Origin of the sequence: Asaia sp. W19 (assembly GCF_003994335.1) — a bacterium.
Taxonomy (GTDB): domain Bacteria; phylum Pseudomonadota; class Alphaproteobacteria; order Acetobacterales; family Acetobacteraceae; genus Asaia.
Genome location: NZ_PNQZ01000072.1, coordinates 17,335 through 29,537 on the forward strand (window position 1 = coordinate 17,335; position 12,203 = coordinate 29,537).

General features: G+C 62.0%; 7 protein-coding genes. 5 read left to right on the forward strand and 2 right to left on the reverse strand.

The annotated features are described in order from the left end of the window. Positions 1–424: 424 nt before the first annotated feature. Together hemA and C0V97_RS15560 are read left to right on the forward strand one after the other, a co-directional pair. Entirely contained in the window at positions 425–1,645 is a 1,221-nt protein-coding gene (gene hemA / locus C0V97_RS15555; protein ID WP_127103486.1) for a 5-aminolevulinate synthase, read from the forward strand. Positions 1,646–2,020: 375 nt separating this feature from the next. After that, complete coding sequence (locus C0V97_RS15560; protein WP_158625448.1) at positions 2,021–4,603, forward strand: mechanosensitive ion channel family protein; 2,583 nt, start codon at positions 2,021–2,023, stop codon at positions 4,601–4,603. Positions 4,604–4,807: 204 nt separating this feature from the next. On the opposite strand, the gene C0V97_RS15565 is transcribed toward C0V97_RS15560, so the two are convergent. Together C0V97_RS15565 and C0V97_RS15570 are read right to left on the reverse strand one after the other, a co-directional pair. Next, positions 4,808–8,377: a PAS domain-containing protein gene (locus tag C0V97_RS15565; RefSeq protein ID WP_127103488.1), complete on the reverse strand. Its 3,570-nt coding sequence runs from the start codon at positions 8,375–8,377 to the stop codon at positions 4,808–4,810. A 140-nt stretch (positions 8,378–8,517) separates the two neighbouring features. Continuing rightward, on the reverse strand, positions 8,518–9,285 hold the full coding sequence (locus C0V97_RS15570; RefSeq protein ID WP_127103489.1) for an SDR family NAD(P)-dependent oxidoreductase: 768 nt from the start codon (positions 9,283–9,285) through the stop codon (positions 8,518–8,520). Positions 9,286–9,578: 293 nt separating this feature from the next. Between C0V97_RS15570 and cysG the strand changes: the two genes are divergently transcribed. The 3 genes from cysG to C0V97_RS15585 all read left to right on the forward strand — a co-directional run. Beyond that, positions 9,579–10,979 (forward strand): siroheme synthase CysG, encoded by a 1,401-nt coding sequence (gene cysG / locus C0V97_RS15575; RefSeq protein WP_127103490.1) that lies wholly within the window; start codon positions 9,579–9,581, stop codon positions 10,977–10,979. Positions 10,980–11,072: 93 nt separating this feature from the next. Next, the gene (locus C0V97_RS15580) at positions 11,073–11,756 is read left to right on the forward strand and encodes a phosphoadenylyl-sulfate reductase (protein ID WP_127103491.1); all 684 of its coding nucleotides are present in this window, start codon (positions 11,073–11,075) and stop codon (positions 11,754–11,756) included. A gap of 62 nt (positions 11,757–11,818) precedes the next feature. Next, positions 11,819–12,203 (forward strand): phosphoadenosine phosphosulfate reductase family protein (locus C0V97_RS15585; protein ID WP_158625449.1); only part of this gene is annotated, 385 nt, incomplete at its 3' end.

The window sequence follows — 12,203 nt, forward strand, 5'->3', positions numbered from 1 at the left end:
AGGCATCCCTCGCGCGTCCTGGAATTTCGGCTGGGAATCTTTTGGGAGAGGGGGGCGATCAGGCCGTCATGCCGCCTTATCTTCGCGCCCCGCAGGAGGGGCTTGAGCGGCTATGCGGGGTCCCTCGTCACGCATGCCATATGCCTTCGCAGCCTCCTCCAGGGAATTTCGAGATTCCGCGGTCGCGTTTTGCCCTCAGGCGGCGCGGAAGCGTGTTCGCGAGGGCTCGGTGTGAGCGCTGTCGGGTCTGTCCCGAGGACAACGCCGTATTGTGTCCAGCGCAGGGCTGTCAGGCAAATAGGCCTTTGCGAGAGAATTTCAGGGAAGGCGACGGAACTCCATTTGGCCCATGAAGTGAGTTTAACTTGCCCCGGAACGCTGTTAGCTGCTCTGCGCTATGGTCCGAGAAGAGGAAAGAAACGAGATGGCGCAAGTGGATACGTTCTATGACCGGTATTTCCAGACGGCTCTGGACGGGCTCAAGGCCGATGGCAGCTATCGGCATTTTGCCGAACTCGAGCGCCATGCCGGTCAGTTTCCGCATGCCTATCATCACGGTCTGGGCCGTGACATCACGGTCTGGTGCTCTAATGACTACCTCGCAATGGGTCAGCATCCCGACGTCCTGAAGGCGATGCATGAGAGCCTCGCCCGCAGCGGCGCTGGTGCTGGCGGCACACGCAACATTTCGGGGACGAACCACGAGCATGTGGCGCTGGAGCGCGAGCTTGCCGATCTGCATGGCAAGGAAGCGGCGCTGCTATTCAATTCGGGCTATCTGTCCAACTGGGCCACGCTCGGCACCATTGCTGCGCGGCTCAAGGGCTGCGTTGTGCTGTCAGACGCCGCCAATCATGCATCGATGATAGAGGGCATACGTCATTCTCGCGCCGAGAAGATGATCTTCCGTCATAATGACGTGGCCGACCTCGAAGAAAAGCTGAAGGCGCTACCGCTTGAGACGCCCAAGATCGTCGCTTTCGAATCCGTCTACTCGATGGATGGCGATATTGCGCCGATCGAAGAGATCTGCGACCTGGCCGATCGCTACAATGCGCTCACCTATCTGGATGAGGTACACGCTGTCGGGCTCTATGGGCACCAGGGCGGGGGTGTCGCTGAGGAGCGCGGCATCGCCCATCGTCTCTCGGTGATCGAGGGTACGCTGGGCAAGGGGTTTGGCGTGGTTGGTGGGTATATCACCGGGAGTGCGGCCCTGTGCGACTTCGTGCGCTCCTTCGCCTCTGGTTTCATTTTTTCGACCGCTCTTCCGCCCATGGTGGCAGCTGGCGCATTGGCGAGCATTCGCCATCTGCGCCAGAGTCAGGAGGAGCGGAATGCGCATCGTCAGGCCGTTGCCTGGCTGCGCGAGAGCCTCGATGATGCTGGCATTCCGCATCTGGCCAATCCCTCGCATATCGTGCCCGTTATGGTGGGGGATGCGACGCGCTGCCGAGCCCTTTCAGACGCGCTGCTTCAGCGTTTCGGTCATTACATTCAGCCCATCAACTACCCGACTGTTCCCCGTGGAACAGAGCGTCTGCGCATCACGCCGGGTCCGCTCCACAGCAAGGTGGATATCGATTCTCTGGTCGGGGCTCTGGCTGTTCTGTGGCGTGAGCACAGGCTTGCCAACGCCGCCTGACCGGGCTCTCAAGGCCCGCGTCATGATCGGGTGAGTACGGGCGTTACCCTCTGATCTGCCCGTCAGCTCCGGGGGCACCAAGTCTGTGCCCCCCATACCCGGTGCCATGAGTATGGGTAGGTGTTCAGCCCGCCCGATGTCGACTGCCCCTTAGATGCAGGTTGCGGCCATGTCGGCATGGGTGGTCCGCCTGCGATCCGCGCTGGCCACCTTGCACTTGTCACGCGGGCCTGTTTCCAGCGAATGGTCCGCCCACCCGTCGCGCCTCTTGTGAACCGCGGCATGTCGGTCCTGCCCACCCTTAAACTATTTCCCGTGTGAGGGTAGAAAGCTGGGCCTCATCTTCCATTTATTCCGTCTTCAAGGATGTGCCTGATGCTGTCCCCTTCTCGAGCGCCCGGACTGTGCGCCCGGTTTCCGACACTCATGACAAGCCTGTTTGCAGGGCTGCTTTGCGCCATGTTGGTGCTCGGTGCGCAGGGCGCATGGGCGCAGAGTGCGGGGCCGGAATCATCCACACCGAAGATTACGGCGGATCAGGCGCGCCAGTTGGCGTCGGTTCTCAATGACGAAGGCAAGCGCCGCGAATTCCTGACCACGCTTCAGAATCTTACCCAGGCACAGCAATCCGCCGGGGGTAAACCGGCACCCGAAAAGACAGGTCCGCAGCTCAAGCCTGACGGTCTGGGCGCGGAACTGCTCGGAAGCGCCTCGGACTGGACACGAGCCGCCAGCGTACAGGCGCATAGTCTGTTGCGCACGGTGGTGGATGTGCGCGCCATCGGCCCATGGTGGCGACATATGCGCAACAATCCTGCGGACCGGCAGGAATCGCTCAAGCTCTTCACGCGCGCGCTCATTCTCGCTTTCGTCAGTAGCTGCCTGTTCTACGTGCTGCGTTTCCTGCTGCGTGGGGTTCGTGGGCGCGTCGAAGCACTGGCACGCGTCAAGGGGCGCATGGCGCTCGCCAAAGAGCTCGATGATCGGCAAGCCGCCCAGGAGGCAGCAGATGAGGCAGCGGAGGGCGCGGTAGCAAAGGATGCGACGGATCGGCCTCTCCCGGACGATGCTGCGCCGCTGACCGCCTCTGAGACGCATGAGCCAGAAGAGGCACAGGACAAGGAGCGCCTGTCACGACTGCGCCATCAGGGCGCTTTGGCGCGACTCACGCTGGTGCTCAAGCGGCTACCGTATAGTTTCCTGTGCCTGTTGCTGGACTGCGTTCCCGTGCTGGTTGTGCCGTTCATCGCCTTGCTGATTGTCGTGGTGGATCCCGCAGCCGACGAGTACACGACGGCGCTGCTGCGTGCGCTCAGCCTTACCGCGCTGATCTCGGCCGGGTTGATCATTGCGATACGCACCATTCTGGCCCCAAAGCGTCCGTGGCTGCGTCTCGCCATGTTTTCCGATTCCGCCGCTGTCTTTCTGTTCGACTGGCTGCGTCTTCTGGTCATGACGACGGGCATCTCGGCGGCAGCGTTCGAAACGCTGGATGATTGCGGTCTGCCCGATCGGGTCAATGAGGCGCTTCTCAAGATCCTGACCCTCGTGTTGCATCTGATGGTCGCGGTCATGATCCTGCGCAGTCGGCCGCGCGTCATGCGCTTTTGCGATCGTGGCGACCGGCGCGGGGCAGGGGCCACTCTGCTGCATTTCTTCGGACGGACCTGGTGGGTCGTTGCCCTGTTCTTCGATATGGGGCTCTGGCTGGTCTGGGCAGCCGAGATCCATCATGGCTATGCCGCTATCTGGAAGCTCTTCCTGCGCAGCGCGCTTGCGCTTGTGGTCATGCGTTGCGTCAGCATCGTCCTGTATGGTGTGCTGGAGCGTGTATTCCGCAAGGCGCCCGGCTGGGTCACGCTGAGCGAGGACGCCCAGACACGCTTCACACGCTATTATGCCCCGGCTCAGCGTGTGACATCGATCATCATCATCGCGCTCACCGTGCTGGCTCTGGCCAGCGCCTGGGGCGCGCCCATCAAGGCGCTCTTCGGGGTAGGCGGTCTCGGCTACAGGCTGATCTCGTCCTCCATGACCGTGCTGATCGCGTGCCTGCTCGGCATCGTGGTCTGGGAGGCCAGCAATGTCATGCTGGAGCGTTATGCCCGCAAGGTTGGTGGGCTCGATGACGGGGCGGCCCGTGTCGCGCGCGTGCGTACTCTCCAACCCATGATCCGTATCGTGCTGATGGTGGTGCTCGTAGCGGTCATTGGCCTGACCATCCTGAGCGAGATCGGGGTCAATGTGGCGCCGCTTCTGGCTGGAGCGTCCATCTTCGGCGTAGCACTCGGCTTCGGCTCCCAGAAGCTCGTTCAGGACTTCATCAACGGTATCTTCCTGCTCATGGAAAATGCCCTGACCGTAGGCGATGCCGTCACGCTGAACGGGACTTATGGCGTGGTCGAGCATCTCTCGCTCCGAACCGTCCATGTGCGTGCCAATGACGGCTCGATGAACATATTTCCGTTCAGCTCGCTTGGTCAGATCATCAATTACAATCGTGACTTCGCCCGGGCCATTATCGTGGCGGAAGTCGGCTATGAAACCGATACCGATGAGGTGGTGTCGGTCATCAATGACATCACCGCAGAAATGCGCGTCGACGAAAAATTCAGGAATCTTATCATCGACGATTTCCAGATGTGGGGCGTCGATGCCCTTAATCAGACCTCCGTCACGGTGCGGGGTACATTGCCCACCATCACCTCGGGCCGCTGGCCCGTTCAGCGCGAATTCTATCGTCGTCTGAAGAAGACGTTCGAAGCGCGCGGTATCCATCTGCCCTATCCGACACGCTTTGTGGAGGTGACGGGGCTGTCCGGTGTGCAGTTCGGGCAGGCCGGGGAAGACATGGAGGCACCACGTACGACTGCCCTGCCCCCTGAGGCACCGCGCGAGACAATCGGGAGGGAAACCGGAAAACAGGAGAAACACCAGGCGGGCCGGGCCTCGGAGTAGGTTCTGCGTATTTGGGCGCAGCAGCATCAGTCTCGCAGCGCCCGTTATCGAGGACCTTCAGCTCTCAGGCCTGGCAGCGGGGATTGCGCGTTGAGGCGAGCAGGGCTTTGCCGCTTGGGACGACATCGTGTTCTTTCGGAAGAGCTGCCGTTTCCAGCTGCCCTGAAGCACGAGGCCCTTCCGACGCCCATCCCCCCCGTTTGTTCAGGGATGACAGAGCGCGGTACGCAGCTTTTCGTCCAGAAGGGCCGTTGTGAAAGGCTTGGGCAGGATATGGATTTTCTCGTTGCGCCCGCTGCGGTCGAAGATTGCCTGTTCGGCATAGCCGGTGATGAACAGTACCGACAAACCGGGGCGCAGGCTGAGTGCGGCATCGGCCAATTGCCGCCCATTGAGACCGCCGGGCAGACCGACATCCGTGATCAACACATCGAAGAGCCGCTCGCGATCATTGAGGAGCGCGAGAGCCGCCGTCCCATCACTCGCCTCCTGCACGATGGCCCCCCAGTCTTCCAGGGTTTCGCGCATGGTGAAGCGCAATGTGTCCTCATCATCGACCAGTAATACGCGCAGATGGCGCATTACATCGCCATCGCGCGATGTAGGCAGGGAGACGGGGGCTGCGGGAAGGGAGGCGGCATGGCTGGGCAGCCAGATATGGACCGCAGTCCCGCTCCCGGGGGTGGAACTGATGCTCACGCGTCCACCGGATTGCTGGGCAAAGCCATAGATCATGCTCAGCCCGAGCCCTGTGCCCTTTCCGAGAGGCTTGGTGGTGAAGAACGGGTCGAAGGCACGCGCCATCACGTCGGCGCTCATGCCCACACCGGTATCGGTGACAGAGAGCACCTGATACACGCCCGGGCGTAATCCCCATTCTTCCGCCTGAAGCAGGCCGAGTGTGCAGCGCGAAGTCGCAATCTGCAGATGACCGCCTTCTGGCATGGCGTCGCGCGCATTGATGGAGAGATTGAGCAGCGCATTCTCGAGCTGGTTCGTATCGACCAGAGCCGGGCCGATGGTCTCGTCCAGGCTGAGTTCAAGAATGACGGCAGGGCCAACCGTGCCGCTGATGAGGTCTTCGAGACCGATGATGAGTGCGTTGATATCGGCGGGTTGAGGATCGAGTGTCTGGCGGCGGGAGAAGGCAAGGAGGCGATGGGTCAGTGCGGCGGCCCGATCGGTGGCTCCCTGCGCGGCCACGATGTAGCGATCCAGCCCCTCGGTGCGTCCCTGTTCGATACGACGGGAGAGCAGGGACAAGGCGCCGCCGATTCCGGCCAGGATATTATTGAAGTCATGGGCGAGCCCGCCCGTAAGCTGGCCGACAGCCTCCATCTTCTGCGATTGGCGCAGCTGATCTTCGAGCGCGATCCGGTCGGTCACGTCGCGCCCGATCAGATAGATGTCGTCTCCTTCGATGGAGCCGGACCAGTTGAAGGTGTGCCACTCTCCGTCCTGATGGAGGAAACGCAGATCCACACCATGATCGAGCCTGCCTTCGCGCAGAAGGGAGAGAGCCTCGGTCGCGCGTGCCGTATCGGCGGGATGAACGAGGTTCTCGGCCTTGTTGCCGATCCAGTCGCGCGCCTTCTCTCCGAAACAGACCAGCCAGCTGGGATTCAGATAGCGCAGCCTGCCATCGCGGTCGGTGAGCGCCAGCAGATCGGCGCTGATCGCCCAGAGCCGGTCGCGCTCGCGTGTCCGGCGCAGCACCTGCTCTTCGAGCGTCTCATTCATGCGGCGCAGGGCTTCCTGCGCACGCACCTGCCGTATGGCGGCCCAGCTCCGGTCCGAAATCGTCCTGACGAAAGACAGGGTGATCTCGTCCCAGCAATGAGGGTGGGCAAAATGCACCAGAGCCACTGCCTGCAGGATACCGTTTTCCATGATCGGCACATTGAGCAGGGCACAGATTTGCAGCGGGGCAAAAAGCTCTGCCTGTTCGGCTGTCAGGGGATCGATGCGCACATCGTCAATGGCAACCACCTCACCCTGTTTAAGCAGGTCGATATAGGAGCCGAAAGCACGAAATGCATAGAGCCCGGATACATCGGGAAAAGACATGTCCCGCCGCCAGCTATCGCTGACCTGTGCCAATTCGCGCTCATGATCCACATCCGCAAATCCGGAGCGATCCGCCTCGATTGTCACCCCGAGTGTGCGGGCTGTGAGTGAGAGGATCTCCGCTTCGCTTGAAAGCGAGCGCAGCTCGTCGCCGAAGGTGACGAGTGCCTCGCGCTTGAGATTCTGACGTTTGGCGGCGTCGATATCGAAGAGAATGCCCGGGAAATGACTGATCTGCCCGTGCTGGTCCCAGCTGCACGAGCCGCTCGCCTCGATCCAGCGGCTGGCACGGGTGCCATCGTCCCTGAGGCGGAACTCGCATCGGAAAGGCCCGCGTTCGCGCAGCGCCTTGTCGAGAGCCTCGCGCACGATTGGGCGGTCTTCTTCGGTGATGCAGTCGAGCAGGGCTTCGAGGCTTACCCCGTCGGCGAGAACAGCAGAGGGAAGATGGAGCGTCTGGGCCATGCGCAGATCACCCGTGACCCGCTCTCTGCGTGCATCCCACAGCCACATGCCCACGATCGTGCCTGCCGCCAAAGCCAGCTCGAGGCGCTCATGCTCCTGATTCGCCACGGTCATATCACGGGAAATGCCCAATATGCGCTCGGGCCTGCCATCCGGAGCGAGGATGGGCGTGACCACCACGTCCCAGAGGCGTTTTCTCCCATCGCTGGTCTCGACATATTCCTGAAAATGGCTCGTCAGCCCCGCACGGGCAGAAGCGATCGCATCGAGAGAGAGCCTGCGCCCGCGCTCCTGCCAGACATCGGGCCAGTAGACCCCCAGCATGTCGGCTGGCGAGCAGAGATCGAGAACCAGAACCGCGCCATGATTGACGAAGGTGATGACCCCGTCGAGATCAAGGATTTTTACGCAGTCATTGGCGCTGACCAGCATCGAGTTGATGAAGGCCTGGCTGGTGCGCAGCGCCCCGAGATCGCTCTCGTCCCGGCTGATCACGGTGCCCGTGCATCCATGGGCATGCGGCTGAACGCTGAGATGGACCGCTCGCGGCGTGCCCGTGGCACTCCGGAACACGACGCCGGTACGGCCTGCCTCCAGCAACCACTGAACCGGGTGCGCACTGACATGGCCCCGATGAATGTCATGCAGCCGGGAGAGAAACAGCGGCCATTCTATGCCGATGCGCAGGGTCTCGGCGTCCAGTCCGCATAACTCGGCCATGAGTGGGTCGCCCGTCAGACGGGCTGTCTGGTCATTCCAGAGCAGAAAGCCAAGCTGCGTGCTCCCATTCAGGTAGAGATCAGTAGGTGGGGGAGAGAGGATGGCGGGAAGGGCGGCTTCGCGTTGGGACGGGGGCAGTGCCTGGACGAGTGTGTCAAGGACCCGTGCATGGGCGGCGATGATGCGATGGTCACGAGTCGAGAGGGGGGCGGATCGCGTCTCGATGGCGATCATCCCCAGGACGGGGCTGCCAAAAGCGAAAAACAACCACCCGGTGAGAGTGGCCTGGGAAGAGTTCGGGGGAGGCTGCGCCCAATCATGATCCGGCCATGCAGTCAGATCTGGCAGGTCAGAGCGCTCGGAATCGGCATGACGGGCTTGCCGGCCATTAACGAACAGAAGAGAAATCTCGTTTTCCGGGAAGGTCTCGCGCAGCGCGTGAAGGGCATGATGAGAGAACCGGGCGTCTTCTCCGCCAGGCTCTTGTGCAGTGTCTGCGCCGACACGCTCCCGCACTTCCATGTTGAACGCCCCCCGGCATGTCAGGCCGCCTGCCCGTCAGGGCAGGCCAGGCGTCTCAGGCATCATGCAATGAGCCCGCTCGGTCCCTGAAGTTCATAGCGCCTGAAGCGTGAATGCGTAAACAGTCAATTAAGACGGGCTCAGACCGATGCCGTCAAACCTCCGTCAACCATCAGGATATGGCCATTCACGAAGCTTGATGCCTCCGAGGAGAGGAACACCGCTGCGCCTACAAGTTCACTGGCCTTGCCCCAGCGTGCCGCCGGTGTGCGCTTGCACAGCCATGAGGAAAATTCCGGATCGGCCACGAGCGCCGCATTCATCTCTGTCTCGAAATAGCCAGGGGCCAGACCGTTAATCTGCAATCCATGGCGTGCCCAATCCGTTGCCATGCCCTTGGTCAGCATCTTCACGGCACCCTTTGTTGCGGTATAGGGCGCAATTCCCGGACGGGCGAGCTCACTCTGGACCGAGCAGATATTGACGATTTTGCCGCTCTGACGCGCAATCATGCCGCGCGAGACAGCCTGAGCCACGAAAAACACCGCATTCAGGTTTGTCGAGATCAGCCTGTCCCATTCCGCACGCGGGAACTGATCGAGCGGCGCGCGGGACTGGATGCCCGCGTTATTGATCAGGATATCGATCGGGCCTTCCTTCTCGATTGCCTCGACACCTGCCAGAACCTGATCCTGATCGGTGACATCGAACACGCTGCCACGGGTCGCGATCCCTTCGGCCTCGAGCCGTGCACGCGCTGAATCGAGATGGGCGGCATTGCGGCCGTTGAGAATGATCTCGGCGCCGAAGCTGCCCAGGCCCTGAGCCAGTGTAAAGCCGATACCGCGCGAGGCGCCGGTGATCAGCGCGCGCTTGCCATGAAGCGAAAACAGGGAGGGGTCGGACATTGAGACTTCCTTCAGCGCGTGGACGGGGACGAAGAGCGCCAGGAAGTTCTCTCCCTCATCCAGGGAAGTTTCCAGGGGCGGCTCATATGCTGGGCATGCTAACAGGCTGATCACACCTGCCCAGCCGACATTTTCGTGTGGTTTCTTACAAGCGCGCCTCGCGGCGATCGGCCTCGCCACCGTGAAACCTCGTCGAGCGCCCGACCCGGTCGTTCTTGGCAGGATCACAGCAGAGTCGTCTCTGATAGGGCCCGGATCTTGGCGCAGCCCTGCGCACACGCCATACAGAAGGCATGACTCAGGAAGCGACCTATCTCCCCATTGCCCTGCGCCTTGACGATGCGCGTGCCCTTGTTGTGGGAGGCGGGCAGGTCGCGGGCAACAAGTTGCGCCTGTTGCTGGAGCGCTGTCCTGATATCACGGTCTGCGGCGTTTTGAGCGATCCGGAGATTCTGCAGGCTGTCGAGACAGGCCGCATCCGGCATGACACGCGCCCGCTCGATCTCACTCTAATTCGCACTCTGCTTCCTGACATGCGCCTCGTTTTTGCCGCGACCGAGGATGAAGATTTCAACCGTGAGGTGGCGGCAGAGGCGCGCAAGGCCGGGGTAAATATCTGCGTGGTCGACGACCCCGCACCCTCGACCTTCATCACCCCGGCGATCATCGACCGCACACCCGTGCAGATTGCGATTTCGACCAATGGTGCGGCACCGGTGCTTGCCCGCCGGCTGCGGACACAGATCGAAGCGCTGCTGCCGGACGGGTTGTCCCGTCTGGCGCGCTTCATGCAGGCCCAGCGCGGCTGGATACGCCAGGCCCAGCCCGACACACAGATTCGTCGTCGTGCCTGGGAGAACTTTGTAGATGGGATCGGGGCCGAGTGTGCCCTGCGCGGTGAGGATGAGGCTGCGAGGGCAAGTCTCGAGGCAACGCTGAAGGGCGTGCCCAGAGAGGGCGAGGTCTGGCTCGTAGGGGCCGGGCCGGGCGATCCTGATCTGCTGACACTGGCCGCACTACGTCTCATGCAGAATGCGGATACCGTGCTTTATGACCAGCTCGTGCCGGCCGCGATCATGGACCGTGTGCGGCGTGATGCCGAACGCGTCTTTGTGGGCAAGAAACGCAGCAACCACTCCCTGCCGCAGGATGGCATCAACGAGGAACTGATCCGTCGCGCGAAAGCAGGTCAGCGCGTGCTGCGCCTGAAGGGCGGCGACCCTTTCATCTTCGGCCGTGGCGGCGAGGAAATGGAGGCGCTGGTCGATGCCGGGATTACGGTGCGTGTCATTCCCGGTATCACGGCGGCGAGTGGGTGCGGCGCGGCGGCGGGTATTCCACTCACCCATCGTGACTGCGCACAAAGCTGCGTGTTCGTGACCGGCCATGCACGCGCCGATGGCACGCTCAATCTCGACTGGCCGAGCCTCGCCAAGAAAGGCCAGACTCTGGCCATCTATATGGGCCTCGCCCCCATGGCGGATCTGTGTGCCCAGCTACAGGCCCATGGCCTGCCGCCCGACTGGCCTGCTGCGGTGATCGAGCATGGGACACGTCATGACCAGCGCGTGCATGTGGCAACGCTTGCCACGCTGCCGGCGTTGATCCTCGAGCGTCGCGTCGCGAGCCCCGCCCTGACGCTGGTCGGTGAGGTGGTGACGCATCGCCGTTCAATTCACCATCAAGAAACGTGAAGTTCGTAGATTGCCCATTGCACGTTGCGGTTCGAGGTATTATGTCGGGTCCCACGGCGCAATAAGCGATTTTCTAATGTGGATTATCCAGTCATGGCCCTGACACAGGCAGAACGGCATATCCTCGAACAGACCCCGGAAGCCTCCATTCTGGTGCGCTCCATGGAGCTGCTTGCCGGTCGCATGGCGCTGGTCTCGTCTTTTGGTGCGGAGTCCGCGCTACTCCTGGCGATGATCGCGGATATCGATACCGATTTCCCCATCTTCTTCCTCGATACGCGGCGTCATTTTCCAGAAACCCTGGCCTATCGCGATACGCTGATCGATCATCTCGGCCTGACGGGTGTGATCAACATTGCGCCAACCGCCAAGGCCCTGCAGGACCGCGACCCGCAGGACATGCTGGCTGATTTCGACCCCGATGCCTGTTGTGCGCTGCGCAAGGTCGAGCCCATGGACGCCGCATTGAACGATTACGATGCGTGGATAACGGGGCGCAAACGCGGCCAGGCCGCCACACGCGCGGCGATGAAGCTGGTTGAGCCGCTCGAAGACGGGCGCGCGAAGATCAATCCCCTTGCATCCTGGACACGCGAGCGCATCGAGGCGGAAATGACCCGCCGCGTCTTGCCGCGTCACCCCCTGACCAGTCTCGGCTTCGCCTCCATCGGCTGTGCGCCTTGCACGCGCGCCGTAGCCGAAGGCGAAGACCCAAGAGCCGGACGCTGGGCCGGACAGACCAAAACCGAATGCGGCATTCACCTGCCTGCGCGATAACGGAGCATAAAATGAGTTTGGTGCCCCCCAGCCCAGCTACCACCCTGGCCACCCCGCGCGCCATGGACGATCTCGACCAGCTCGAGGCGCAGAGCATCTTCATTCTGCGTGAGGCCTATCGCAAGCTGCGTCCGCTCTCTCTGCTCTGGTCTCTGGGCAAGGACAGCAATGTCATGGTCTGGCTGGCGCGCAAGGCCTTCATGGGGCGTGTGCCGTTCCCGGTCATGCATGTCGATACGGGCAAGAAATTCCCCGAAATGTATGCGTTCCGCGAGGAATACACCAAGAGGTGGAATCTCGATCTGATGCTTGGCGACTGCCCGCCGGTCGAGGAGATCGATCCGTCGCTCCCGCCTGCGGCGCGCTCTGCCGCGCGCAAGACCGCCGGACTGGCCAGCCTGATCGAGAAGCACAAGCTTCGCGGCGTTATCGCCGGTATCCGTCGTG

Excerpts from the sequence above, each read along its gene's own strand:
- hemA (WP_127103486.1), top strand. The coding sequence starts at position 425 with ATGGCGCAAGTGGATACGTTCTATGACCGGTATTTCCAGACGGCTCTG.
- C0V97_RS15580 (WP_127103491.1), top strand. The coding sequence starts at position 11,073 with ATGGCCCTGACACAGGCAGAACGGCATATCCTCGAACAGACCCCGGAA.
- C0V97_RS15560 (WP_158625448.1), top strand. The coding sequence starts at position 2,021 with ATGCTGTCCCCTTCTCGAGCGCCCGGACTGTGCGCCCGGTTTCCGACA.
- C0V97_RS15570 (WP_127103489.1), bottom strand. The coding sequence starts at position 9,285 with ATGTCCGACCCCTCCCTGTTTTCGCTTCATGGCAAGCGCGCGCTGATC.
- cysG (WP_127103490.1), top strand. The coding sequence starts at position 9,579 with ATGACTCAGGAAGCGACCTATCTCCCCATTGCCCTGCGCCTTGACGAT.
- C0V97_RS15565 (WP_127103488.1), bottom strand. The coding sequence starts at position 8,377 with ATGGAAGTGCGGGAGCGTGTCGGCGCAGACACTGCACAAGAGCCTGGC.